Raw genomic sequence first — 24600 nt, 5'->3', positions numbered from 1 at the left:
AAAAACCCTAAAGGTTTCCGCACGGCTACCGTTACCTGAAACAACAGCGGCTTGATCGTCACAAGAACAGCGTGACGGGCCAAAGTTACCGAGCAAATCGCCCAACAGCAGTACCGTCTGGAGAGTCACCATGGCATCGGTCATCAACACCAACATCGCTTCCCTGAATTCGCAACGTAACCTGTCGGGCTCCCAAGGCGCCCTGTCGACTTCGCTGCAACGCCTGTCCTCGGGCCTGCGCATCAACAGCGCAAAGGACGACGCCGCCGGCCTGGCAATCTCCGACCGCATGAACTCCCAGATCCGCGGCATGACGCAAGCGACCCGCAACGCCAACGACGGCGTGTCGATGGCGCAAACCGCTGAAGGCGCACTGTCCTCGTCGGGCGACATCCTGCAGCGTATCCGCGAACTGGCCGTCCAGTCGTCGAACGCATCGAACTCGGCATCGGACCGTGCCGCGCTGCAGACCGAAGTCACGCAGCTGGGCTCGGAACTGAACCGTATTGCACAGACCACCTCGTTCAACGGCCAGACGCTGCTCGACGGTTCCATGGGCACCGCGCACTTCCAGGTGGGCGCCGATGCCAACCAGCTGATCTCGGCTTCGGGCACGAACTTCCTGACCAGCACGTACGGCAACAACAACGTGGCAAAAGACAACGTGCAAGCTGCTTCGTCGACCAGCGTTACCGCCGGTTCGGTGACGGTGTCCGGCGTGCGCGGCAGCGGCACGGCGATCGCCACCACCAGTGCCGATACCGCCAAGTCGATCGCGGCCAAGGTCAATGCACAGACCGCCAGCACCGGCGTGACCGCTTCGGCCAGCACCGACATGATGCTCAAGATGGGCGCACAGGATTACTCGTTCGAACTGAAAGGCGACAACACCGATGCGGTGAAGATCAACTTCAGCGTTTCCGGCACGGGCGACACCGCGGCCGACTACGCCGCCGGCATCAACGCCATCAATGCCCAGTCGGCAAAGACCGGTGTCACCGCCGAATACGATGCCACCAACAAGGGCATGAAGCTGACGCATGCAAGCGGCGCGAACATCGACCTGAAGAACACCCGTGCCACGGACAACACCAGCCTCACGGCAAGCACGTACAAGGCCGACGGCGCCCTGAACTCGGGCGGCAACGACATGAAGGCAGCCGCCGCGACCACGATCGCCAACGGCCAGATCAAGTACGACTCGGAAGGCGGCTTCAAGGTCGACGACAGCAGCGGCCTGTCGGGCGCCGGTACCGTCAGCACGTCGTCGACGCTGAAATCGGTCGCTTCGCTGGACATCTCGGACTTCAAGGGTGCCCAGGCAGCAATCAAGATCGCCGATGCGGCCCTGGCAACGGTGAATACCCAGCGCGCCGCCTACGGTGCACTGCAATCGCGCTTCGCCTCGGCGATCTCGAACCTGTCGACCACGACGGAGAACCTGTCGGCGTCGAAGAGCCGTATCGTCGACACCGACTTCGCAGCGGAAACCGCGAGCATGACCCGCGGCCAGATCCTGCAACAGGCCGGCACCGCGATGCTGGCCCAGGCAAACCAGCTGCCGAACGGCGTGATGAGCCTGCTGCGTTAATCAGCACGACTTGCAAAACATCCAAATCCCCGGCTGGGCAACCAGCCGGGGATTTTTTTGATCATCGCTGGCGCAAGCATTCGCTGGGCAAAAAGGGAGCGAGCTGGCGATGTCCGCCAATTTCTGCTCAACAGTAAGCATCGTCACGTATTTCTTCAAAAAAATTCGATTTCCCACGAAAAAACCCTAAAGGTTTCCGCACGGCTACCGTTACCTGAAACAACAGCGGCTTGATCGTCACAAGAACAGCGTGACGGGCCAAAGTTACCGAGCAAATCGCCCAACAGCAGTACCGTCTGGAGAGTCACCATGGCATCGGTCATCAACACCAACATCGCTTCCCTGAATTCGCAACGTAACCTGTCGGGCTCCCAAGGCGCCCTGTCGACTTCGCTGCAACGCCTGTCCTCGGGCCTGCGCATCAACAGCGCAAAGGACGACGCCGCCGGCCTGGCAATCTCCGACCGCATGAACTCCCAGATCCGCGGCATGACGCAAGCGACCCGCAACGCCAACGACGGCGTGTCGATGGCGCAAACCGCTGAAGGCGCACTGTCCTCGTCGGGCGACATCCTGCAGCGTATCCGCGAACTGGCCGTCCAGTCGTCGAACGCATCGAACTCGGCATCGGACCGTGCCGCGCTGCAGACCGAAGTCACGCAGCTGGGCTCGGAACTGAACCGTATTGCACAGACCACCTCGTTCAACGGCCAGACGCTGCTCGACGGTTCCATGGGCACCGCGCACTTCCAGGTGGGCGCCGATGCCAACCAGCTGATCTCGGCTTCGGGCACGAACTTCCTGACCAGCACGTACGGCAACAACAACGTGGCAAAAGACAACGTGCAAGCTGCTTCGTCGACCAGCGTTACCGCCGGTTCGGTGACGGTGTCCGGCGTGCGCGGCAGCGGCACGGCGATCGCCACCACCAGTGCCGATACCGCCAAGTCGATCGCGGCCAAGGTCAATGCACAGACCGCCAGCACCGGCGTGACCGCTTCGGCCAGCACCGACATGATGCTCAAGATGGGCGCACAGGATTACTCGTTCGAACTGAAAGGCGACAACACCGATGCGGTGAAGATCAACTTCAGCGTTTCCGGCACGGGCGACACCGCGGCCGACTACGCCGCCGGCATCAACGCCATCAATGCCCAGTCGGCAAAGACCGGTGTCACCGCCGAATACGATGCCACCAACAAGGGCATGAAGCTGACGCATGCAAGCGGCGCGAACATCGACCTGAAGAACACCCGTGCCACGGACAACACCAGCCTCACGGCAAGCACGTACAAGGCCGACGGCGCGCTGAACTCGGGCGGCAACGACATGAAGGCAGCCGCAGCGACCACGATCGCCAACGGCCAGATCAAGTACGACTCGGAAGGTGGCTTCAAGGTCGACGACAGCAGCGGCCTGTCGGGCGCCGGTACCGTCAGCACGTCGTCGACGCTGAAATCGGTCGCTTCGCTGGATATCTCGGACTTCAAGGGTGCCCAGGCAGCGATCAAGATCGCCGATGCGGCCCTGGCCACGGTGAACACCCAGCGCGCCGCCTATGGTGCACTGCAGTCGCGCTTCGCCTCGGCGATCTCGAACCTGTCGACCACGACGGAGAACCTGTCGGCATCGAAGAGCCGTATCGTCGACACCGACTTCGCAGCGGAAACCGCAAGCATGACCCGCGGCCAGATCCTGCAACAGGCCGGTACCGCGATGCTGGCCCAGGCAAACCAGCTGCCGAACGGCGTGATGAGCCTGCTGCGTTAATCGCAACACCCGGTAGCAACCTACCAAAGGCACACGAGATCCCCGGCTGGGCAACCAGCCGGGGATTTTTTCGTTTTACATTCCCGTAGGAACTAATTGAATCCTTGTGGAAAAATTTCTTCATCAAGCCCTAAAGGTTCCCATACGGAAACCGTTACCGGAAGCAACAGCGGCTTGATCGTCTCAGTAGACGGAGACGGGCCAAAGTGAACGCGCAAATGCCGAATCGAAGTATCTGTCTGGAGTAATACAATGGCTTCCCCAATCAACACCAACGTCGCATCCCTTAATTCGCAGCGTAACCTGAGCCAGTCGCAATCCGCGCTGTCCACCTCGCTGCAACGCCTGTCTTCCGGCCTGCGCATCAACAGCGCAAAGGACGACGCTGCTGGCCTGGCAATTTCCGACCGGATGAGTTCCCAGATTCGCGGCATGACGCAAGCAACCCGCAATGCCAACGATGGCGTGTCGATGGCGCAAACCGCCGAAGGCGCACTGTCCTCGTCGGGCGACATCCTGCAGCGTATCCGCGAACTGGCCGTCCAGTCGTCGAACGCATCGAATTCGTCATCGGACCGTGCCGCGCTGCAGACCGAAGTCACGCAGCTGGGCTCGGAACTGAACCGTATCGCACAAACCACCTCGTTCAACGGCCAGTCGCTGCTCGACGGCTCGATGGGCACAGCGAAATTCCAGGTCGGCGCTGACGCCAACCAGCTGATCTCGTCCACCGGTGCCAACTTCCTGACCAGCACGTATGGCAACAACAACGTGGCGAAGGACAACGTGCAGGCTGCTTCGACGACCAGCGTTTCCGCCGGTTCGGTGACGGTGTCGGGTGTACGCGGCAGCGGCACGGCGATCGCCACCACCAATGCCGATACCGCCAAGTCGATCGCGGCCAAGGTCAATGCGCAGACCGCCAGCACCGGCGTGACCGCTTCGGCCAAGACCGAGGTGATGCTGAAGGGCGGCGCACAGGATTACTCGCTCGAGCTGAAAGGCGACAACACCGATGCGGTGAAGCTCAACTTCAGCGTTTCCGGCACGGGTGACACCGCGGCCGACTACGCCGCCGGCATCAATGCCATCAATGCCCAGTCGGCAAAGACCGGTGTCACCGCCGAATACGATGCCACCAACAAGGGCATGAAGCTGACGCACGCGAGCGGTGCGAACATCGACCTGAAGAACACCCGTACCACGGACAACACCAGCCTCACGGCAAGCACGTACAAGGCCGACGGCGCGCTGAACTCGGGCGGCAACGACATGAAGGCAGCCGCCGCGGCCACGATCGCCAACGGCCAGATCAGCTACGACTCGGAAGGCGGCTTCAAGGTCGACGACAGCAGCGGCCTGTCGGGTGCCGGTACCGTCAGCACGTCGTCGACGCTGAAATCGGTCGCTTCGCTGGACATCTCGGACTTCAAGGGTGCCCAGGCAGCGATCAAGATCGCCGATGCGGCCCTGGCCACGGTGAACACCCAGCGCGCCAACTACGGTGCACTGCAATCGCGCTTCGCCTCGGCGATCTCGAACCTGCAGAGCACGACGGAGAACCTGTCGGCATCGAAGAGCCGTATCGTCGACACCGACTTTGCAGCGGAAACCGCGAACATGACCCGCGGCCAGATCCTGCAACAGGCCGGTACCGCGATGCTGGCCCAGGCGAACTCGCTGCCGAACGGCGTGATGAGCCTGCTGCGTTAATTCCGCGAATCCCGCACGTTCCGGCCATTGGCCGGGGCATTCGGCCTCGCACTTCCGGTTCCCCGCCTGGTCAATCCAGCCGGGGAATTTTTCGCATCCAGGAACCCATCATGACAATCGACCCGCTCGGTATTTCTTCCGCCGGCAGACCGGAACGCAGCCATGTCGCCGAAAGCACCGTGACAAACGCTGGCCGCGTGCCGGCCGCGCCGGCACGCACCACCGCAATGAACACGGCTGCCGGGTCCGGCGCGCTCCCCGCCACGCCAGGCTCGATGGACGAGCTGAAGGATGCCGTCAGCAAGCTCAACGCATCGGTCCACGCGCAAAGCCTGGAATTCGAGATCGACGAAGACAGCAAGCGCACCATCGTCAAGGTGATCGACAGCACCACCAGGGAAGTCGTGCGGCAGCTGCCCACCGAGGAAGCACTGCAGATCGCCAAGGCCATCGACAAGGCCTTCGGCCTGCTGATCCGCCAGCAGGCATAACCCTGTATCGGCATGGAGCCGGCGCCGACCCGGGCGTCGGCTCTCCTTCCTTTGCGCTACCATCAGGCTCATCGCGCGAACAAAGCTTTCTTTCTCCCTCTCAAGTCTGGTTTGACTCTGCCGATAATCAACTACATTATCGCTTTCTCAGGAGTACAGCCGTGGCAACCATTTCCGCATCCGGCGGCGTATTAGACGTCAACAGCATCGTTTCCCAGTTGATGGCTGTCGAGCAGCAGCCGCTGGCCAAGTACGAGAAAAAAGCAAGCTCCTACCAGGCCACCCTGTCCGCCTACGGCTCGCTGTCGGGCGCCATCGGCGTGTTCCAGTCCTCGCTCGGCGGCCTGACCAAGGCGACCGACTTCAATGCGCTCAGTGCCACGCCCAGCAACAAGGACGTCATGACGGCATCGGCAACGTCGAAGGCCGTGGCCGGCAACTACAAGGTCAATGTCACGCAGATGGCGCAGGCGCAAACGCTGACCACGCCCGGTATCACCAGCAACAAGTCGGCGATCGGGCTGGGCGGCAAGACCACCCTGTCGTTCCAGTTCGGCAGCGTCAGCGGCGGTTTCGGCCTGGCCGGAACAAACCTGGCCAACAACATTGCCACGAGCGGCATCAGCAACGGCTCCCTGACGATCAACGGCACCGCGATCGCCACCGACAGCACGACGACGAGCGCCCGTGCGCTGGCCGAAGCCATCAATGCCAAGAGCACCACCACCAACGTGACCGCCACCGCCACGCCGGCGGCGACCGATGCCGCGCTGTTCGGCGGATTCGGCAATATCTCCACCGAAGGCGGCGGCACGTATTCGCTCAAGGTCGGTGGCGTGGAAATCGGTGCGCAGGCAGCCAACGTGGCCGCCGGTGCCGGCGTCACTGTCGCATCGATCGATACGGCGCTGAAGGAACCTTCCACCGTGCTGACCGCGCTGACCAACGCCGGCATCAGTGTCAGCGGCACCGCCGCGGGCGGCGACCTGAAATTCACGCGCGCCGATGGCGCCAACCTCGAAGTCGAGGAAGTGGTGACGGGCGGCGCGGCCGGCGTGACCGGCGGCATCGGCAAGGGTGGCGGGCAGGTCAATGCCGGGTCCAGCGTGACGGCTTCCAGCGGCATCTCGCTCAGCTCCACGGATGCCAGCCCGATCACGATCGCCGGCAGCAATCCGGCAGCCGCAGGGCTCACCGCCGGCACGGGCGGCACCTACCTGGGTGGCGGCTTTACCCAGGATGCCAATATCGCTTCGGGCACGGTGACGATCGATTCCACGAACAATTCGCTGGAAGGCATTCGCGATGCCGTGAACAAGGCCGGCCTCGGCGTCACCGCCACCATCGTCTCCGACGGCAGCAGCACCCCGTATCACCTGGTGTTCACGTCGAACGCCACGGGGGCCAATGCATCGATGAAGATTTCGCTGTCCGGCACCGACACCGACCCGCCCGACGCCGCGCTGGCCGACCTGCTGGCCTACGACCCGGCGGGCGCGCAAAAGATGACGCAGACGTCCGCTGCCCAGGATACCAAGCTGACCGTCAATGGCATCGCCGTTACCAGCAAATCGAACAACGTGGGTGAAGCGATCCAGGGCGTGACCCTGACCGTCACCCAGACCGGTGCCAGCACGCTGGCAGTGAGCCGCAACACGTCGCAGGTGAAGGGCAACGTCGAATCGTTCGTCAAGGCCTACAACGATCTGAACGGCACGCTGAAGAAGCTGACCGGCTATAACGCCGAAACCAAGTCTGGCGGGGCACTGCAGGGCGACTCCACCGCCCAGTCGATCCAGTCGCAGATTCGCCGCATGATGACATCGAACATCAGCGGCATCTCCGGCGCATTCACCAACATGAGCCAGGTCGGCATCAGCTTCACGAAGGAAGGCACGCTGGCGCTCGATTCCTCGAAACTGCAAAAGGCGATCGACAACAATTTCGCCGATATCGGCGCACTGTTCGGCGCAGTCGGTAATACCAGCGACAACCTGGTGTCGTTCACCAGTTCCACGGCCGCCACCAAGCCGGGCACCTACGACCTGTCGGTCACGCAGATGGCAACCCAGGGCACGCTGACGAGCAGCGCCGCTGTGCCGGCCAGCACGACGATCGCCGCCAATACCACCTGGGCAGTGACGCTGAACGACAGCACGCCCAGCAACAGCAAGAATACGGCCACGGTCACGATCCCGGCTGGCACCTACACTGCGGCCGAACTGGCGAAAGTGGTGCAATCGTCGATCAACGGCACATCCGCGTTTTCAAGCGAGGGCAATTCCGTCACGGCATCGATCGACAAGGATGGCAAGCTGGCCGTGTCATCGGCGAAATACGGCTCGGTATCGAATATCGCGCTCAGTTCCACCAGCGGCACCACGATCGACAGCCTGTTCGGCGCTACCACCGCGGTAGCCGGCCTGGACGTCGCCGGCACGCTTGGCGGCCATCCCGTGATTGGTTCGGGGCAGACGATGACGGGCCTGGCCGGCACGGATGTCGAAGGCCTGAAGATCGACATCACGGGCGGCGCGGCCGGTCCGCGGGGCACCGTCAGCTTCTCGCAGGGCTATGCTTACCAGTTGAACAACCTGGCCACCACGATGCTGGGCAAGACCGGCCAGATCAACAGTCGTACCGAAGGCATCAACAAGTCGATCAAGGATGTCGAGAAACAGCGCGATGCGTTCGCCGACAAGCTGACGAGCATCGAAGCCCGCTATCGCAAGCAGTACAGCGCACTGGACGTCATGCTGTCGAACATGCAATCGACGTCGAATTACCTGACCCAGCAGTTGTCGGCTTTGTCCGCCAACGGCTAACAGCAACAAGGAGAACACCATGTTCGGAAGCCCGCAACGCGGCGTCAATGCATACGCCAAGGTCGGCCTGGAAACCGGCATCGCGGCCGCCACGCCGCACAAACTGATCACGATGCTGTACGACGGCGCGGTGGTCGCCCTGATCAATGCCACCAACCACATGAAGGCCGGCAATATCGAAGCGAAAGGCAAGGCCATTTCGCACGCGATCCAGATCATCGACAACGGCCTGAAGGCCAGCCTGGACAAGGAAGTCGGTGGCGAGATCGCGAAGAACCTCGATGCGCTGTACGAATACATGAGCGCCCGCCTGCTGACCGCCAATCTGCAGAACCAGGTCGAGATCCTGGACGAGGTGCGCGGCCTGCTGACGGACCTGCGCGATACGTGGAAGCAGATCGGCGAAGAAGGCAACGGCGCGGCGGCGGGCGGTGCGCCCGTGGCCAACCAGCGGCAGTAAACAATTCCTGGCAATACAATTTTTTGGCAACAAGCAGTTTTTCCAATAGACCAGAACGATGACGATGACCAATCATGACGTGCTGTGCGTGTATGCGGCGATGGGCGAACTGACCGGCCAGATGGTGGCGGCCGCCAATGCTTCCGACTGGGAACACCTGCAGGAGCTGGAACAGCGCATGAATGCGCATGTGGCCGTTCTCAAGGTCAACGAAGGCATGGTGCGGCTGGAAGGCGAGGAGCGCGCGCGCAAGGCCACGCTCATCAAGCAGATGCTGGACGACGACCGCAAGGTGCGCGACCTCATCACCCCATGGATGGCACAGCTGTCCCGGCTCATCAACAGCACGGGCACCGAGCGGCGCCTGGTGAACGCCTACGGCGGCGTCTGAACGGCACGGGCAATGCGGACAAGCGGTAACGGGAGAACATAAGCGGTGCAGACGCGGCTCGACTCGGCCGGCTTGCGGCCCCTGGTGCCGGGCGGCGGCCCATCGGTCGCCGATCCGCGGCAAGCCGCGTTCCAGCGCAATCTGGCGCCGATGGTGGGCAAGACCGTGCAGGGCGAAGTGCTGGCCAAGATCCCCGACGGCAGCTACCTGGTGCGCGTGGCCGACACCAACGCCCGCATGGTGCTGCCCGGCGGCACGCAGGTAGGGGCGCAGGTTGCGCTCAATGTCGTCGCTGCGCAGCCCCGCCCATTGCTGCAGGTCGGCACCGAACAGGCGCAGCCCGCCACCGTCTACACCGCTCCCGGCGAAGCAGGCGCCAGCCAGGCCAAGCCGATGAGCTCGGCAGCGGTACTGCTGAACAAGGCGCCGCTCATCAGCGCCGACCGGCTCCCCACCCTCGACCACACTTCCGCGCAGGCCACGCTCAGTCCCGCCGCCCGGGCGATCGCCAGCGCACTGACGCAGGCCTACACGGCGCCCGGCGCGCCCGTTGTCATCCATGGCAGGAACCCGCTGGTGGCCGCGGGCGCGCCCGACCCCGAGCGCATCGAACTGGCGCTGAAGAACGTGCTGGGCGAATCCGGGCTGTTCTACGAATCGCATGTGGCCGAATGGGCCGAAGGCAAGCGCAGCCTGCAAGACCTGGCGCGCGAACCGCAGATGCAGCGGATGACGCAGCAAGCCTCCTCCGAAGCGCTGGCGCGCGCCATGGGCGGCCCCGACCTTTCCGCCGCGCAGATGATCAACCTGCAGCTGCACGCCCAGGAACAGGGCAAGGTGCAGTGGCATGGCGAGGCATGGCCCGGCCAGAAGATGCAGTGGGAGGTGGAGCGCGAGGAAAACGAGGGCCGTTCGCGCGGCCGCGGCGAGGCCGACGAGCAGCCCGTGTGGCGCAGCGGCATGCGCTTTTCGCTGCCGCTGCTGGGCAAGGTGGCGGCCACCATCACGCTGGTCGGCGACCAGGTGCACGTGGCCATGCAGTCCGGCACCGATGACACCGCCGCCGAGCTGCGCGCCTGGTCCGGCGCACTGCAGCGCGCGCTGGAGGCGGCCGGCGCGCCGCTGGCCTCGCTGACCATCGGTACCGGACCGAAGGATGGCCGCGATGAAGCGTGACGACGGCCCGAAGCGTGACGAAGCCCCCAAACGCCCGTACCAGAACGCCGTCGCCCTCGCCTACCGCAATGGCGAAGGCGCACCGAAAGTCGTCGCCAAGGGCCGCGGGCTGGTGGCCGAGCAGATCATCGCCGTGGCCGCCGAGGCGGGCGTCTACGTGCACGAGTCGAAGGAGCTGGTGTCGCTGCTGATGGACATCGACCTCGACCGGCAGATTCCGCCGGCGCTCTACCGTGTCATTGCGGAACTGTTGGCCTGGCTTTATCATATCGAGGCAGCCAAAAAATCCGGCACGGCGCCACCGCCCGCCCCCGATACCGAAGCCGCCCTCCCCCCTTCCACTACTACCTCTGGCGAACCCTGATGCAACCCTTCATTGCGGACACGGATACCGAAAACTGGCACGATTTCGAGGTAGGATCGCGCCGGGAAATCATCGCGCTGCTGCGCGCGATCTCCGACAAGAAACAGGATGTGCGCGCCGCCGCGCGCGACGGCGCGGAGGTCTACACCACCGCGATCCTGGACGTCGACGGCGACACCGGCACGGTGCTGCTCGACCGCCCGCTCGATCCCGAACACGAACGGCGGCTGCTCTCCGGCGAAGTGTCGTTCGAGACATCGCTCGACAAGATCCGCATCTTCTTCAATGCCGACCAGCTGTATGCCACGCTGCACGACGGCAAGCCAGCGCTGAAAATGGCCGTGCCCGCGAGTCTGATCCGCCTGCAGCGGCGCGAATACTACCGGATGGCGACACCGCTGGCGAACCCGGTGCGCGTGTCGATTCCCCTGCCGACCGAACTGGGTGGTGGCGTGGGCCTGTTTCCGCTGGCCGACATCAGCGTCGGCGGCATCGCCATCCTGGACAACCAGTTCGCGCTGGGCGACGCCATCGGCCACGACTATACGGAATGCCGTATCGAACTGCCCGACCTGGGTAACGTGACCGTGGACCTGCAGGTCCGCAACATGCTCGACATGACACTGCTGAACAACCGGCCCAACCGGCGCCTCGGCTGCCAGTTCACCGACATGGGCCGCGGCGCCGCCGCCGCCGTGCAGCGCTACATTGCCAAGCTCGAGCGTGAACGGAATGCCCGCATCAACGGGTTGGGGTGAGACAGGGGTTTCGCAGAGCACTGCTCTGCGCCTGTCGAACGGCGTGGCCATGCAGGGCCACGACTGGGGTGGCTGGGGAGTGAGTCAGGTGTTTCGCAGAGCACTGCTCTGCGCCTGTCGAACGGCGTGGCCTTGCAAGGCCACGACTGGAAAGCTTGCTAATGCGCGCCGAAATTGAATGCGACGGAAACGCGTTCACGCGGACCATGGAACGGGTCGACGGCGTGCAGCAGCCATGCGGGAAACACGATCAGCATGCCGGGCCGGGGCTTGATCGATTCGATATAGCCGGCCGTGAGGCAGCCTTCGATACGGAACCGCAATAACGGATCGTGCATCGCCGGCAGTACCCCCCGTGGATCCTGGAAGAACAAATCGCCGCCATCGTCGGGCCCCGCCCCGCCGTCGTCGACATAGTACACGGCGGACCAGTAGGCGCCGGGATGGCCGTGCAACGCATTGCTCGATCCGGGCGGATTGACGTTGACCCACGCGTTCACCCGCCACTGGAAGCCCACTTCGGCCAGGCCGTTCGGCGTATTGAGCGCGGTTGCCGAATTGATGACTTCGGTTATATGACGCAGCACTTCCTGTGCCGCGGGCAAGTCGAGCGTATGGAAATCGTCCGTCGATTGCCAGCCGCCGAGGTTGCTGCGCTGGCGACCGTCTTCCATCCCTGCCAGCGGCAGGAAATGGGCCAGCAATGCGGCATTGATCTCGTCCGCATTGTCCAGGTCCGATATCAGGATCGGCGTACTGAACAGTTTATGGACCTTGATATCGGCGGTCACGGATTCTCCTGTTAACGATCTGTTTTGTCGGGCGGCTGTTTCGCCGGCGGCGCCACAAGTCCGGCCCGTCTAGATCTGCATGTTCATGATGTTGGTATAGGCATCCACCAGCTTGTTGCGCACCTGCACGGTGGCCTGGAAGTTGATGCTGGCCTTCTGCATCTGGATCATCACGTCGGACAAATTCACCGAATCGTCGCCCATCTGGAATTGCTTCGACATGGCCTGCGCCTTGTTCTGGCTTTCCGCCACGCTGTCGAGGGCGCCCTTCAGCGCATTGGAAAAGTCCACCCGCGTGGCGGGCTGCTCGGTCTGCACCACCGGCGGCGTGGCCTGTGGACGCGTTGCCGCCGCCCGCAGCTGGGCAATCATGGACTGGATCTGGCTGCTGTCGATACCGCCTGTGCGCATGGTGGACTCCTTACCCCGACTGTTGCTGTAGCAAAACAAATCCGAGCAAACTAAAAATTGCCGAGCTACAATAGATGAAGGACCCGGCGTGATGCCGGATGCCTTTATGACCCTCGCAGAATATCAGCCCGGGACGCCAGCGGCGGCGTCGAGCAGGCCGGAAAACCGGCTTCTGTTCCGGGGATGGAAATACCGGCCGCGAACCGATAATGCGCATCAGGCCCGCTGTGTCCGGGCCGTCCAATCAACGTTCCGGAATTCATCCATGGCCGCAGCCGCCGAACCACTCGACCTCGACGCTACCGCTGGCGACGCGCGTCCGCCGTTCTACAAGACGCCACTGGGCAAGAACCTCATCCGTGGCGGTGCCGTGGCCGCCGTGATCGCGGTGATCGTGATGGTATGGCTGTGGCAAAGCCAGCCCGAATACCGCGTGCTGTTCGCCAATTACTCGGACCGCGACGGCGGCGCCATCACGGCCGCGCTGGACCAGATGCAGGTGCCCTACAAGTTCAGCGAAGGCGGCAACGCGATCCTGATCCCCGAGGACCAGGTGGCCGCCACGCGCCTGCGCCTCGCTTCCCAGGGCCTGCCGAAGGGCGGCAATGTGGGCTTCGAGCTGATGGAAAACCAGAAGCTCGGCATCTCCCAGTTCCTCGAGCAGGTCAATTACCAGCGCGCGCTGGAAGGCGAACTGGCGAAATCCGTCGAATCGCTGGGCAGCGTGCAGGCCGCCCGCGTGCACCTGGCGATGCCGAAGCCTTCCGTGTTCGTGCGCGAGCAGCAGCACCCTACCGCGTCCGTCGTGCTCACGCTGCATCCGAACCGCTCGATCGACCCGGGCCAGGTCAGCGCCATCGTGCACCTGGTGGCTTCCAGCGTGCCGGACCTGGCACCGGCCAACGTCACCGTCGTCGACCAGCAGGGCAACCTGCTGTCGAACCAGAACAAGGACAGCAAGACCGGCATCCGGAACCTGGACGCGACCCAGCTGAAATACGTGCAGGAGTTGCAGAACCAGATCATCAAGCAGGTCGAGAACATCGTCAAACCCATCGTCGGCGACCAGAACGTGCGTGCCGAAGCCGTGGCGGACGTGGACTTTTCCGCCATCGAGCAGGCCGCCGAATCGTACAAGCCGAACTCGCAGCCGGCGCCGTCGGCCATCCGCAGCCAGCAGAGCAGCGAAACCACGGGCAACCCGAACGCCAACCCGAACGGCGTGCCCGGTGCGCTGTCGAACCAGCCTCCCGGCACCGCGACGGCGCCGCTGGCCACCGAGCCGCCGGCCGAGGCCGTGCCGCCGGGTACCGTGCCTCCTGGCGCCGGTGCGCCAGGTACCCTGCCCGGCCACAAGGAATCGACGACCAACTACGAAGTCGACAAGACCGTGCGCTACGAGCAGAAGGCCATCGCCGGCCTGAAACGCATGACGGTAGGCGTGGTGGTGAACTACCGCCGCATCGTCGACGCGACCGGCAAGGTGACCGTGCGCCCCTTGAGCGCCGAGGAAATGGCGAAGATCAACAGCCTCGTGCGCGAAGCGATGGGCTATAACCAGGACCGCGGCGATTCCGTCAGCGTGGCCAACGTGCCGTTCGACGGCATCGATGCGCCGGCCGCGCCCGTGCTCGACTGGTGGCGCGACCCGGCCAACCTGCCGCTGGCCGCCGAGATCGCGAAATTCCTGATCGTGGCGCTGATCCTGCTGTACATCCTGCTGCGCGTGGTGCGCCCGATGATGCGGCCCGTTTTCAAGAAGATCGACGAGATCAACGCGCCCGAGCCCGAACCCGAAGAAGAAATCGTCGAGGAACCGGCCGGCCCGACGGAAGAGGAAATCCGCGCGCAGGAAATGGCGGCGCTCGAAGAAAGCACGGCGCGGACTTATCGCGACAACCTGGCGCTGGCCAAGAAACTGGCCAACGAGGATCCACGGATCGTCGCCAACGTGATCAAGGCATGGATAGGCAACAATGACTGAAAATACCGGGCTGCAGAAGGCAGCAATCCTGATGCTGGCGATGGGTGAAGCCGAAGCCGCGGAAGTGATGAAATTCCTGGGGCCGCGCGAGGTGCTCAAGCTGGGCGCGGCGATGGCGACGATGAAGAACGTGCCGCACGAGCAGGTGGTCGACGTGCTGGACGGCTTCCGCGACGAAGTGGCCGCCGCCTCCACCGTGGGCCTCGATTCCGACGAATACATCCGCCAGGTGCTCACCAAGGCGCTGGGCGACGACAAGGCATCCGTGCTGCTGTCGCGCATCCTGGGCGGCAAGGATGCTTCCGGCATCGAAAGCCTGAAGTGGATGGATTCGCAATCCGTGGCCGAACTGATCAGGAACGAGCACCCGCAGATCATCGCCACCATCCTCGTGCACCTGGAGCGCGACCAGGCTTGCGAAATTCTGGGACACTTTACAGACCGCTTGCGCAACGACGTGGTGCTGCGGATCGCAACGCTCGACGGTGTGCAGCCGGCCGCCTTGCGCGAGCTGAACGACGTGCTGACCAAGCTGCTCTCGGGTAACGAAAACATCAAGAAGTCCACGCTGGGCGGCGTGCGCACCGCGGCCGAGATCCTGAACTTCATGAGCGGCGAGCAGGAAAACTCCGTCATGGAGAACATCAAGAATTACGACAACGACATGGCGCAGAAGATCATGGACGAGATGTTCGTGTTCGACAACCTGATCGACATCGACGACCGCGGCATCCAGCTGCTGCTGCGCGAAGTGCAGTCGGAAATGCTGATCATCGCGCTGAAGGGCGCCTCGCAGGAATTGCGCGAGAAAATCTTCAAGAACATGTCGGCGCGCGCCAGCGAGATGATGCGCGAGGATCTGGAATCGAAGGGGCCGGTGCGGCTGTCGGAAGTGGAAACGCAGCAAAAGGGCATCCTGCAGATCGTGCGGCGCCTCTCCGACGAAGGGCAGATCGTGCTGGGCGGCAAAGGCGAGGATTCGTTCGTTTAATTGCCTTAAAACAGGGGTCAGACCCCTGTTTCCAGGAAATTTCTCGTTCGCTGAGTTTCCTTAAAACCAGGGTCTGGAGGGGGAGATGGCTTGCAAGCCATCTCTGCTACGCAGGCGGAAAGCTATGCTTCCCGTTTTCCTGCTTCGCCCCCTGTTTTGAGGAAATTGTTATCAAAGTTGTTGAAGAGGTAATCGCTTGGCTACTTTTCCGAAAGATGCACAACCCGCCTTCCAGCGCTGGGAATTGAAATCGTTCGGCGATCTGCGCCCCAGCACGCTGGCGGCGCGCGAGAAGGAAGAGGCGGAGGCGCGCGCCCGTGCGGAGCAGCAGGCCGCCGAGGCGCGCGCGCGCCAGGCCGAGTACGAACGCGAGCTGAATGCCCCGCCCCCGCCGGAGGCGCCGGTGACGGCCGGCCCGAGCGAGGAGGAACTGGCGGCAATCTACGAAGAGGCGCGCCAGCAGGGCTACCAGGAAGGCTATGCGCAGGGCCACCGGGCCGGCGAGGACGAGGCGATCCGCGAAGGCGAAGAAGCGTTGAAGGCGGCGCTGGCCCCGCTGGCCGATCTCGCCAACAATTTCTCCGAGGCGCTGCGCAGTGCCGACCAGCTGATCGCCAACGACGTGCTCGATCTCGCACTGCACCTTGCGCGCAATATGCTCAAGCAGGCGCTGCCCGTGAAACCCGAGTTCATCGTGCCGATCGTGCAGGATGCGATCGCCTACCTGCCCACGATGCAGAAGCCCGCCGTGCTGTTCCTCCATCCCGACGATGCGGCGATCATCCGCGGCGCGATGGGCGAGGAACTGGACAAGGGCGGCTGGATCGTCAGTGACGATCTGTCGATCGAACGGGGCGGCTGCCGGATCGATACGCCGAGCAACCAGATCGATGCCCAGGTGCAGGCGCGCTGGACGCGGCTCGCGCATGCCGTCGGCAAGAACCTCGACTGGCTGGAGGGCGAGTGATGGACACCGAGGTGCAAGGCCCCGAGGAGCACGCGAACCGCTGGCGCTCCTACCTGAACGATTGCGGCACCCTGCTCGATTTCGTGGAACCGATGGTGGTGTCCGGCCGGGTCACGCGCGTGGCCGGCCTGGTGATGGAAGCCGTGGGCCTGCGTCTCGCCGTGGGCGCCGCCTGCACGGTGCCGCTGCCGGCGGGCGGCAAGGTGGAAGCCGAGGTGGTGGGTTTCGAAGGCGACCGGCTGTTCCTGATGCCGCAAAGCGATGTCGAGGGCATCGTGCCGGGCACCCGTGTGTTCCCGATCGAGCCGACGATCCCCAAACCGGGCACCGTCACGCACCGCCGCCGCCGCACCAGCGACCGGGCGCGGCAATTGCCGGCCGGCCCGGAACTGCTGGGCCGCGTGGTCGACGCCGCGGGCCGTCCGCTCGATGGCCTGGGCCCGATCACCTGCACGGAATCGGCGCCCATCAACGTGCGCCCCGCCAACCCGCTGGGCCGTGCGCCGATCGTGGAGACGCTGAATGTGGGCGTGCGCTGCATTAACGGCATGCTGACCGTTGGCCGCGGCCAGCGCATGGGGCTGTTCGCCGGTTCCGGCGTCGGCAAGTCGGTGCTGCTCGGCATGATGGCGCGCTACACGGAGGCCGATGTCATCGTCGTGGGGCTGATCGGCGAACGGGGCCGCGAGGTCAAGGAATTCATTGAACACATCCTGGGCGAGGAAGGCCTGGCGCGCTCCGTCGTCGTGGCCGCGCCGGCCGATAACCCGCCGCTGATGCGCATGCAGGGTGCCGCCTATTCGACGGCCATCGCCGAGCACTTCCGCGACAAGGGCAAGGACGTGCTGCTGATCATGGATTCGCTGACGCGCTACGCGATGGCCCAGCGCGAGATCGCGCTGGCAATCGGCGAACCGCCGGCCACCAAGGGCTACCCGCCTTCCGTGTTCGCCAAGCTGCCGGTGCTCGTGGAGCGGGCCGGCAACGGCGAACTGGGCGGCGGCTCGATCACCGCGTTCTACACGGTGCTGACGGAAGGCGACGACCAGCAGGACCCGATCGCCGACTCGGCGCGCGCGATCCTCGATGGCCACATCGTGCTGAACCGCCGGCTCGCCGAGGCGGGCCACTACCCCGCCATCGACATCGAACAATCGATCAGCCGGGCGATGCACTCGATCACGTCGTCCGATCACCAGAACAAGGCACGCCGCCTGAAGCAACTGTTTTCCATCTACGAACGCAGTCGAGACCTGATCGCAGTGGGCGCTTACACGCCGGGCACGGACCCGAAGATCGACGAAGCCATCAAGCTGCATGACCGCATCGAGCATTTCCTGCAACAAAAGATCACCGAACGCGTGGACATGTCCGAGAGCTTGGAGCAATTAGCCACGCTGTTCGACTGATCGATGACTTGAACCGCTCCGTATAATTTCCATCATGGCCTCGACATCCCAACTTGAAACGCTGATCGACATGGCCCGCACCGAGACGGACGATGCGGCCAAGCGGCTCGGCGCGGCACTGAAAGCCGTCAGCGATGCGGAAGACAAGCTGAACATGCTGGTCGGCTATCGCGACGAGTACAGCCGCAAGTTCCTGGCGAACCAGCAGGCAGGCATCACGCCGATGGCTTACCGGAACTTCCAGGCCTTCATGGAAAAGCTCGACACCGCCATCCACGGCCAGGAAGAAGTGCTGCGCCAGACCAGGAAGCGCGGCGAGCTGGAAAAGGCCACGTGGCAGGCAGCCGAACGCAAGCGCGTGTCGTACTCCACGCTGCGCGACCGTGAGGAGACCAAGCAGCAAAAGCTGGAAGCCAAGCGTGACCAGAAGGCCATGGACGAGCACGCTTCGCGCCAGGCGTTCTTCCGGCGTTAATTCCCCCTCAAGGCGGCCTCATGCAGACCCAATCCATCCAGAGCCAGCAACCCAACAAGCCGCAGGCGCCGAAAAGCGCGCCGCTGCCCAGCAACGATTTCAAGAATGCGCTGGCGCTCGAGATCGACCGCCAGCCCGTGTGCGCGGCACCGGAGCAACCGCCCTCGCCCAACCAGGCACAGGCGCGGCAGCCCCGGACGACGCAGGCAGCCAGACCGGCGCAGCAGCAGGCACAGGGCGCCAGCCAGGCCGAGCGCGCCGAATCGTCCGCCAACGCAGCGGCCACTGACGGCAAGCCCGTGACGGCCGAGACAGCGCCGGCCGGGGACGTCAAGGAAGCCGCGGACAAAGCCGCGGAAGACACCGCGCCCGCTGCCGATCCGGCCGCCGGCATGCTGGCGATGCTGGCCGCCTATGGCCAGTTGACGACCAAGGCGGAAGCCAAGGCTGAACTGCCGGATACCCCGCTGGATGCGGACGCCGCGGCGCTGGCCGCACTGCAGGCGAATGCAGACGGCAGGACCGGCAAGGCAACGCTGGCCGATCTCGCCGCGGACGCCCGGGCCGGCAAGGGCCAGGCGGACGGCACGACCGCCCTGCAGGATGCCGGGGCCGACCGGCTCCTGAAAGCTGGCGGAGAACTTGCCACCGGCGCGAAAGCCGAAGCGTTCGACGCGCAACTGGCCGCGAATCTGGACGATGCCGCGCCGGTTGCGCAGCCGGTGCCGCCTGCCGCGCAGGCCATGGCCGCCACCGTGCAGGCCGCCAATGCCGTGGCCGCGAACCAGTTGCAGGCACGGGTGGGCTCGAATGCGTGGGAACAGCAGCTGGGCCAGAAAGTGGTGTGGATGGTGGCCGGCGGCGACCAGAGCGCCTCGCTGACGCTGAACCCGCCCGATCTCGGCCCGCTGCAGGTGGTGCTGAGCGTGTCGAACGATTCGGCCACCGCCACCTTCACGGCGCACCAGCCGGAAACCCGGCAGGCGATCGAGAACGCGTTGCCGAAGTTGCGCGAGATGATGAGCGAGGCCGGCATCGCGCTGGGCGAAGCCAGCGTGTCCGCGGGTTCGCAGGAACAGCAGCAGGCATTTGCCGAACAGGCCCGCGGCGGCCAGGGCGGCAGCCGCTATGGCGATGGCGGCGATGCGGGCGCCACGGAAGACGCCCAGCCGGTCATCCGCCGCACGGTGCTGGGCGCCGTCGACACGTTCGCCTGATCCCCGGCGTTCTCCATACTGCAGAGCTGGCGGGTTTCTTGCCCGCTGTTCCGCGTATCCCGACGCGCCGCCTCTGCCGATAATGCCATAATGGCGATAAGTATCCACCGTGCATTGCAGGAGCATGCATGCATGACAAGCAGAGTCGAAAGCGGAACCACACATGAAAGCTGACCCGAAGGCAGACGCGGCGCCCGCTGGTGGCGGTAGCAAGAAACTGGTCATCATCCTCATTGCCGTGCTGGTGCTCGTGCTGGGCGGCGGCGGCGCGGCCGCGTTCTTCCTCATGAAGGGAGGCGACGCCGCCGAAGCGGAGCACGAGGAAGAAACCACCAAGCCGAAGAAGAAAAAGAAGAAGCACGACGAAGGCCCGCCCGTCTACGTGCCGGTGGAGCCGTTCACCGTGAACCTGAACCCCGAGGAAGGCGAGCAGTACCTGCAACTGGCCTTCACGCTGCAGGTGCCCGATGCCGAGCAGTCGGACGCCATCAAGAACAATATGCCAAAGGTGCGCAGCCGCATCCTGCTGCTGCTGTCGTCGAAGAAGGCTTCGGAAATCAATACGCCGGAGGGCAAGACGGCCCTCGCGGAAGAGATCCTGAAACAGGTGAACGAACCGTTCCAGGACCGCGGCGACGAGCAGGAAGTGACGGAAGTATTGTTTACGTCGTTCATTATCCAGTAGACACGGGTATCCAACAGGACCATGGCGGATAATTTTCTCTCCCAGGAAGAAGTCGATGCGCTGCTGAAGGGCGTCAACGGCGACCAGGACGACGTTGCGGCGCCGGAAGAAGTCGCGGGCGTCAGGACCTATAACCTGGCCACGCAGGAACGCATCGTGCGCGGCCGAATGCCGACGCTCGAGATCATCAACGAGCGTTTCGCCCGCCTGCTGCGCGTGGGGCTGTTCAACTTCCTGCGCCGCAGCGCCGAGGTGTCGGTGGGGTCGGTGCGCGTGTCGAAATACAGCGAGTTCATCCGCAACCTGGTGGTGCCGACCAACCTGAACCTGGTGCACATGAAGCCGCTGCGCGGCACCGCGCTGATGGTGTTCGACCCGGGCCTCGTGTTCCTGCTGGTCGACAACCTGTTCGGTGGCGACGGCCGCTTCCACACGCGCGTGGAAGGCCGCGATTTCACGGCAACGGAACAGCGCATCATCCTGCGCATCCTGGATATCGTGTTCGAGGCCTACACGAAATCGTGGGAACCGGTCTTCCCGGTCGAGTTCGAATACATCCGCTCGGAGATGAACACGCAGTTCGCCAACATCGCCACGCCGAACGAGGTGGTGGTGGCGTCCACGTTCACGGTCGAGCTCGGCTCGGTATCCGGCCAGATCCACTTCTGCATGCCGTATTCGATGATCGAGCCGATCCGCGATGCGCTGACGTCGTCGCTGCAGGGCGAGGCGCTGGAAGTGGACAAGCGCTGGATCCGCCTGATGACGCAGCAGATCCAGATCGCCGAGGTGGAACTGGTGGCGCGGCTGGGCACCGCGAAAGTGAGCTTCGACGATATCCTGAACATGCGCGTGGGCGACGTGATCCCGCTGAATATCCCGGAAACGATCGAAGCCACGGTCGATGGCGTGCCGGTGCTCGACTGCACGTATGGCGTGCTGAACGGACAATACGCGCTGAAGGTGGAGCGCCTGCTCGCCAACAGCGATAATCTCAGCAAATAAGTAAAGCAAAGTTTAGGAGTACATCATGGCGGACAACCAGGACGATCAAAGCCTCGACGACGATTGGGGCGCGGCGATTGCCGAACAGGCCAAGGCCGAAGCGGAGGCATTGCAGAAGGAGGCCGCCACCGCTGCCGTGTTCAAGGATTTCTCGAAAGGGGCCACGAAGACGGAAACCCACAACGATATCGATTTCATCCTCGATATCCCGGTCCAGCTCACGGTGGAACTGGGCCGCACGAAGATCGCCATCAAGAACCTGCTGCAACTGGCGCAGGGCTCGGTGGTGGAGCTGGACGGCCTGGCGGGCGAACCGATGGACGTGCTGGTGAACGGTTGCCTGATCGCACAGGGCGAGGTGGTGGTGGTGAACGACAAGTTCGGCATTCGCCTGACCGACATCATCACACCTTCCGAACGCATCCGAAAACTGAATAAATGAAGCGTGTCCTGGTTTCCGCATTGCTGGCGGGTGGCATCCTCGCCGGCGGCCTCGCGTCCGCCCAGGCGCCTGCGCCTGCTTCCACGCCTGCGCAATCGCCCGCGCCCGCCGCGGCGAATGCGCCCGTCATCACCAACCCTGCCGACCGTACCGTCGCGCCCGTGAAAGCGGGCGAACCGGCCACCGTCGTGTCGCCCGAACAGGCGCCGGCCCCCGGCCCCGTCGCACCGCCAGCCGCCACGCCCGAGCAGCAGGCCGCGCTGGCGGGCGCGCGCACGGCAACGCCGACCACGTTGCCCGCGCCGCCATCGGCGGCCGGCAGCCTGCTGCAGACCGTGGTTGCGCTCGGCCTCGTGCTGGCGCTGCTGGTCGGACTGGCCTGGGCGCTCAAGCGCTTCGGGCCGCGCAACGTTACCGGTGGCGGTACCGTCAAGCTGGTGGGCGCGCTGTCGGTGGGCACGCGCGAGCGCATTCTCGTCGTCGAGGTGGGCGACCAGTGGATCGTCGTCGGCGCCTCGCCGGGCCGCATGAACGCGCTGGCCACGATGCCCCGGCAGGAAGCGGAGCCGGGCGCCACCGCCGGGCAGCACGTCCTGCCCGGCACCAATTTCTCGGAATGGTTCAAGCAGACCATTGAAAAACGCAATGGCAAGTAATCTCGGGCGCGTGGCGGCCCTGGCGCTGCCGCTTTCCTTCCCCCTGCTGGCGGCCGCGGAGCCCACGATTCCCGCCTTCACCAGTTCGCCGGCCCCCGGCGGCGGCGTCCAGTACGGGCTGACGCTGCAGACGCTGATCCTGATGACGGCGTTGACGTTCCTGCCCGCCGTGCTGCTGATGATGACGGGCTTCACCCGGATCGTGATCGTGCTGTCGCTGCTGCGCCAGGCGATGGGCACGCAGTCGGCGCCGCCGAACCAGGTCATGGTGGGCCTGGCGCTGTTCCTCACGTTCTTCGTCATGGGCCCCACATTCGACCGCATCTATACGGAAGCGTATCAACCGCTGCAGGCCAACCAGATCACGATGCAGCAGGCGATCGAGCGCGGCGCGGCGCCCTTGAAGACGTTCATGCTGAAACAGACCCGCCAGGCCGACCTGGCGCTGTTCGTGAAGATCTCGCGCAGTCCGGCGCTGCGGGGGCCGGAGGACGTGCCGATGCGCATCCTCGTGCCGGCGTTCATCACCAGCGAACTGAAGACAGCGTTCCAGATCGGCTTTGCGATCTTCATCCCGTTTCTCATCATCGACATGGTGGTGGCATCGGTGCTGATGTCGATGGGGATGATGATGATGTCGCCGGCGGTAATCTCGCTGCCGTTCAAGATGATGCTGTTCGTGCTGGTCGACGGCTGGCAACTGCTGCTGGGCTCGTTGTCCCAGAGTTTTTACTAGTGTTCAGACAGGATACGGATCATGACTCCCGAAACCGTGATGACGATGGGCCGCCACGCGCTGGAAGTGACGCTGATGGTCTCCGCACCGCTGCTGCTGGTGGCGCTCGGCATCGGCCTCGTCGTCTCGATCTTCCAGGCCGCCACGCAGATCAACGAATCGACGCTGTCGTTCATTCCAAAGCTCGTGGGCGTGTTCGCCGCGCTCGTGGTGGCGGGGCCGTGGATGATCAGCGTGATGACGGACTATATGCGCGAAATCTTCGGCAACATTCCGGGCCTCGTCACCTGACACCGCGGCGCCCATGCAGCTGCTGACCATCGCCGAACTCAATACGTGGATCGCCGGCCTCATCTGGCCCCTGTCGCGGATCCTCGGGCTGATCGCCGCGTCGCCCGTGTTCGGCAATGCGCGCGTGCCGCGCACCGCCCGCGTGGGCTTCGGCATCGTGGTCGCGATCGCCATCGCGCCGCTCGTACCCGCGGTGCCCGCCACCGATCCCGCGTCGTGGGAAGGCATGCTGATCCTGGCAAAGGAAATGATCACCGGCGTCATGATGGGGTTTGCCGTGCGCATCGTGTTCGCCGCCGTCGAGATGGCCGGCGAGATCAGCAGCCTGACGATGGGCCTGGGTTTCGCCAGCTTCTTCGACCCGATGTCGCAGGGGCGCTCGTCGGCGATCTCGCAGTTCCTCACATGGATCGCCACCTTGATGCTGCTGGTGGCGAACGTGCACCTGTGGCTCCTTGAAGCGCTGGCCGAAAGCTTCTTCACGCTGCCGATCTCGGGGCGCATGCTCCACGGTGGCGGCTTCTGGGAGCTGGCGTTGTGGGGCGCAAAGATCTTCTCGGCCGGCGTGCAGCTCGCGCTGCCGCTCGTTGCGGCGCTGCTGATCGCCAACGTCGCCCTCGGCATACTGACCCGCGCCGCGCCGCAGCTGAACCTGTTCGGTATCGGCTTCCCGATCACGCTGGGCGCGGGCTTCGTCGTGCTGATGATCGCCCTGCCCTACCTCGCCACCCCGCTCGTCAACCTGCTCGGCCAGGGCGTCGAAAAAGCCCAGATGATCCCCCGCGCGCTGCAGGGCGAAGGGCAGTTTCCCAAGGCGGTCCCGGCACCGCCCCGCTGATCGGCATTCTCTGCGTAAAACAGGGGACGCAAAACAGGGGACGTACCGGAACGCCGGACCGCCTGGTTTTACGGAAACTCAGGAACCATCACGCCGACGTGGATGGCAAAGTTGCCTCAAAACAGGGGTACGTCCCCAGTTTTACCGGGACGCCGGACCGCCT

The 24600-nt window shown here is 64.2% G+C and carries 25 protein-coding genes; 23 read left to right on the top strand and 2 right to left on the bottom strand.

What is annotated here, in order from left to right; translation table 11 throughout:
• Positions 1–130: 130 nt before the first annotated feature.
• The 10 genes from ACY65G_RS24950 to ACY65G_RS24905 all read left to right on the top strand — a co-directional run bounded on the left by ACY65G_RS24950 (position 131) and on the right by ACY65G_RS24905 (position 11539).
• On the top strand, positions 131–1591 hold the full coding sequence (locus ACY65G_RS24950) for a flagellin N-terminal helical domain-containing protein (RefSeq protein ID WP_464999976.1): 1461 nt from the start codon (positions 131–133) through the stop codon (positions 1589–1591).
• A 309-nt stretch (positions 1592–1900) separates the two neighbouring features.
• On the top strand, positions 1901–3361 hold the full coding sequence (locus tag ACY65G_RS24945) for a flagellin N-terminal helical domain-containing protein (RefSeq protein ID WP_464999976.1): 1461 nt from the start codon (positions 1901–1903) through the stop codon (positions 3359–3361).
• Positions 3362–3613: 252 nt separating this feature from the next.
• On the top strand, positions 3614–5074 hold the full coding sequence (locus tag ACY65G_RS24940; protein ID WP_464999975.1) for a flagellin N-terminal helical domain-containing protein: 1461 nt from the start codon (positions 3614–3616) through the stop codon (positions 5072–5074).
• 110 nt (positions 5075–5184) lie between these two features.
• Entirely contained in the window at positions 5185–5565 is a 381-nt protein-coding gene (locus tag ACY65G_RS24935) for a flagellar protein FlaG (protein ID WP_464999974.1), read from the top strand.
• A gap of 161 nt (positions 5566–5726) precedes the next feature.
• A complete protein-coding gene (fliD, locus tag ACY65G_RS24930) occupies positions 5727–8390 on the top strand; it encodes a flagellar filament capping protein FliD (RefSeq protein ID WP_464999973.1) in 2664 nt (887 codons plus the stop codon).
• 19 nt (positions 8391–8409) lie between these two features.
• Positions 8410–8850 (top strand): flagellar export chaperone FliS, encoded by a 441-nt coding sequence (gene fliS, locus ACY65G_RS24925; RefSeq protein ID WP_464999972.1) that lies wholly within the window; start codon positions 8410–8412, stop codon positions 8848–8850.
• Between the two features lie 58 nt (positions 8851–8908).
• Positions 8909–9241, top strand: coding sequence for a flagellar protein FliT (locus ACY65G_RS24920; RefSeq protein ID WP_464999971.1), 333 nt, complete (start codon positions 8909–8911; stop codon positions 9239–9241).
• Positions 9242–9286: 45 nt separating this feature from the next.
• A complete protein-coding gene (gene fliK / locus ACY65G_RS24915) occupies positions 9287–10417 on the top strand; it encodes a flagellar hook-length control protein FliK (RefSeq protein ID WP_464999970.1) in 1131 nt (376 codons plus the stop codon).
• Entirely contained in the window at positions 10407–10781 is a 375-nt protein-coding gene (locus tag ACY65G_RS24910; RefSeq protein ID WP_464999969.1) for an EscU/YscU/HrcU family type III secretion system export apparatus switch protein, read from the top strand. The genes fliK and ACY65G_RS24910 overlap by 11 nt, the downstream gene beginning before the upstream one ends.
• Positions 10781–11539, top strand: a complete 759-nt coding sequence (locus ACY65G_RS24905) for a flagellar brake protein (RefSeq protein WP_464999968.1) — start codon at positions 10781–10783, stop codon at positions 11537–11539. Before ACY65G_RS24910 ends, ACY65G_RS24905 begins: the two co-directional genes overlap by 1 nt.
• Before the next feature lie 158 nt (positions 11540–11697).
• Here the strand turns inward: ACY65G_RS24905 and ACY65G_RS24900 are convergent, their stop codons facing one another.
• Positions 11698–12330 carry a TIGR02466 family protein gene (locus ACY65G_RS24900; protein ID WP_464999967.1) on the bottom strand — a complete coding sequence of 211 codons (633 nt, stop codon included), beginning with the start codon at positions 12328–12330 and terminating at the stop codon, positions 11698–11700.
• Positions 12331–12399: 69 nt separating this feature from the next.
• Complete coding sequence (gene fliE, locus ACY65G_RS24895; RefSeq protein WP_464999966.1) at positions 12400–12741, bottom strand: flagellar hook-basal body complex protein FliE; 342 nt, start codon at positions 12739–12741, stop codon at positions 12400–12402.
• Between the two features lie 265 nt (positions 12742–13006).
• On the opposite strand from fliE, the gene fliF reads away from it, so the two are divergent.
• The 13 genes from fliF to fliR all read left to right on the top strand — a co-directional run bounded on the left by fliF (position 13007) and on the right by fliR (position 24437).
• Positions 13007–14725 carry a flagellar basal-body MS-ring/collar protein FliF gene (gene fliF, locus ACY65G_RS24890; protein WP_464999965.1) on the top strand — a complete coding sequence of 573 codons (1719 nt, stop codon included), beginning with the start codon at positions 13007–13009 and terminating at the stop codon, positions 14723–14725.
• Positions 14718–15716: a flagellar motor switch protein FliG gene (gene fliG / locus ACY65G_RS24885; protein WP_464999964.1), complete on the top strand. Its 999-nt coding sequence runs from the start codon at positions 14718–14720 to the stop codon at positions 15714–15716. The genes fliF and fliG overlap by 8 nt, the downstream gene beginning before the upstream one ends.
• Before the next feature lie 196 nt (positions 15717–15912).
• Positions 15913–16683: a flagellar assembly protein FliH gene (locus tag ACY65G_RS24880; protein ID WP_464999963.1), complete on the top strand. Its 771-nt coding sequence runs from the start codon at positions 15913–15915 to the stop codon at positions 16681–16683.
• Positions 16683–18092, top strand: coding sequence for a flagellar protein export ATPase FliI (gene fliI / locus ACY65G_RS24875; RefSeq protein WP_464999984.1), 1410 nt, complete (start codon positions 16683–16685; stop codon positions 18090–18092). Before ACY65G_RS24880 ends, fliI begins: the two co-directional genes overlap by 1 nt.
• A 34-nt stretch (positions 18093–18126) precedes the next feature.
• Positions 18127–18567 (top strand): flagellar export protein FliJ, encoded by a 441-nt coding sequence (gene fliJ, locus ACY65G_RS24870; RefSeq protein ID WP_464999962.1) that lies wholly within the window; start codon positions 18127–18129, stop codon positions 18565–18567.
• Between the two features lie 20 nt (positions 18568–18587).
• Positions 18588–19784 carry a flagellar hook-length control protein FliK gene (locus tag ACY65G_RS24865; RefSeq protein ID WP_464999961.1) on the top strand — a complete coding sequence of 399 codons (1197 nt, stop codon included), beginning with the start codon at positions 18588–18590 and terminating at the stop codon, positions 19782–19784.
• Between the two features lie 163 nt (positions 19785–19947).
• Entirely contained in the window at positions 19948–20469 is a 522-nt protein-coding gene (fliL, locus tag ACY65G_RS24860) for a flagellar basal body-associated protein FliL (RefSeq protein ID WP_464999960.1), read from the top strand.
• A gap of 21 nt (positions 20470–20490) precedes the next feature.
• The gene (gene fliM / locus ACY65G_RS24855) at positions 20491–21474 is read left to right on the top strand and encodes a flagellar motor switch protein FliM (protein WP_464999959.1); all 984 of its coding nucleotides are present in this window, start codon (positions 20491–20493) and stop codon (positions 21472–21474) included.
• A 25-nt stretch (positions 21475–21499) separates the two neighbouring features.
• Positions 21500–21916: a flagellar motor switch protein FliN gene (fliN, locus tag ACY65G_RS24850; RefSeq protein WP_130187954.1), complete on the top strand. Its 417-nt coding sequence runs from the start codon at positions 21500–21502 to the stop codon at positions 21914–21916.
• Positions 21913–22572, top strand: coding sequence for a flagellar biosynthetic protein FliO (fliO, locus tag ACY65G_RS24845; protein ID WP_464999958.1), 660 nt, complete (start codon positions 21913–21915; stop codon positions 22570–22572). Before fliN ends, fliO begins: the two co-directional genes overlap by 4 nt.
• A complete protein-coding gene (gene fliP, locus ACY65G_RS24840) occupies positions 22562–23308 on the top strand; it encodes a flagellar type III secretion system pore protein FliP (RefSeq protein WP_464999957.1) in 747 nt (248 codons plus the stop codon). The genes fliO and fliP overlap by 11 nt, the downstream gene beginning before the upstream one ends.
• A gap of 21 nt (positions 23309–23329) precedes the next feature.
• Positions 23330–23599, top strand: coding sequence for a flagellar biosynthesis protein FliQ (gene fliQ, locus ACY65G_RS24835; protein ID WP_464999956.1), 270 nt, complete (start codon positions 23330–23332; stop codon positions 23597–23599).
• Between the two features lie 13 nt (positions 23600–23612).
• Positions 23613–24437, top strand: coding sequence for a flagellar biosynthetic protein FliR (fliR, locus tag ACY65G_RS24830; RefSeq protein WP_464999955.1), 825 nt, complete (start codon positions 23613–23615; stop codon positions 24435–24437).
• Positions 24438–24600 lie beyond the last annotated feature (163 nt).

Source organism: Pseudoduganella sp. jia 12, from assembly GCF_055502675.1.
This window is presented reverse-complemented; position numbering and strand designations above follow the sequence as displayed.

Bases quoted from the DNA above. Each gene is read 5' to 3' on its own strand.
- ACY65G_RS24920 (WP_464999971.1), top strand. From the start codon at position 8,909: ATGACGATGACCAATCATGACGTGCTGTGCGTGTATGCGGCGATGGGC.
- fliN (WP_130187954.1), top strand. From the start codon at position 21,500: ATGGCGGACAACCAGGACGATCAAAGCCTCGACGACGATTGGGGCGCG.
- fliG (WP_464999964.1), top strand. From the start codon at position 14,718: ATGACTGAAAATACCGGGCTGCAGAAGGCAGCAATCCTGATGCTGGCG.
- fliJ (WP_464999962.1), top strand. From the start codon at position 18,127: ATGGCCTCGACATCCCAACTTGAAACGCTGATCGACATGGCCCGCACC.
- fliF (WP_464999965.1), top strand. From the start codon at position 13,007: ATGGCCGCAGCCGCCGAACCACTCGACCTCGACGCTACCGCTGGCGAC.
- fliE (WP_464999966.1), bottom strand. From the start codon at position 12,741: ATGCGCACAGGCGGTATCGACAGCAGCCAGATCCAGTCCATGATTGCC.
- fliR (WP_464999955.1), top strand. From the start codon at position 23,613: ATGCAGCTGCTGACCATCGCCGAACTCAATACGTGGATCGCCGGCCTC.
- fliL (WP_464999960.1), top strand. From the start codon at position 19,948: ATGAAAGCTGACCCGAAGGCAGACGCGGCGCCCGCTGGTGGCGGTAGC.
- ACY65G_RS24905 (WP_464999968.1), top strand. From the start codon at position 10,781: ATGCAACCCTTCATTGCGGACACGGATACCGAAAACTGGCACGATTTC.
- fliP (WP_464999957.1), top strand. From the start codon at position 22,562: ATGGCAAGTAATCTCGGGCGCGTGGCGGCCCTGGCGCTGCCGCTTTCC.
- ACY65G_RS24950 (WP_464999976.1), top strand. From the start codon at position 131: ATGGCATCGGTCATCAACACCAACATCGCTTCCCTGAATTCGCAACGT.
- ACY65G_RS24865 (WP_464999961.1), top strand. From the start codon at position 18,588: ATGCAGACCCAATCCATCCAGAGCCAGCAACCCAACAAGCCGCAGGCG.
- fliQ (WP_464999956.1), top strand. From the start codon at position 23,330: ATGACTCCCGAAACCGTGATGACGATGGGCCGCCACGCGCTGGAAGTG.
- ACY65G_RS24935 (WP_464999974.1), top strand. From the start codon at position 5,185: ATGACAATCGACCCGCTCGGTATTTCTTCCGCCGGCAGACCGGAACGC.
- fliI (WP_464999984.1), top strand. From the start codon at position 16,683: ATGGACACCGAGGTGCAAGGCCCCGAGGAGCACGCGAACCGCTGGCGC.
- ACY65G_RS24945 (WP_464999976.1), top strand. From the start codon at position 1,901: ATGGCATCGGTCATCAACACCAACATCGCTTCCCTGAATTCGCAACGT.
- ACY65G_RS24940 (WP_464999975.1), top strand. From the start codon at position 3,614: ATGGCTTCCCCAATCAACACCAACGTCGCATCCCTTAATTCGCAGCGT.
- fliO (WP_464999958.1), top strand. From the start codon at position 21,913: ATGAAGCGTGTCCTGGTTTCCGCATTGCTGGCGGGTGGCATCCTCGCC.
- fliM (WP_464999959.1), top strand. From the start codon at position 20,491: ATGGCGGATAATTTTCTCTCCCAGGAAGAAGTCGATGCGCTGCTGAAG.
- fliS (WP_464999972.1), top strand. From the start codon at position 8,410: ATGTTCGGAAGCCCGCAACGCGGCGTCAATGCATACGCCAAGGTCGGC.
- ACY65G_RS24910 (WP_464999969.1), top strand. From the start codon at position 10,407: ATGAAGCGTGACGACGGCCCGAAGCGTGACGAAGCCCCCAAACGCCCG.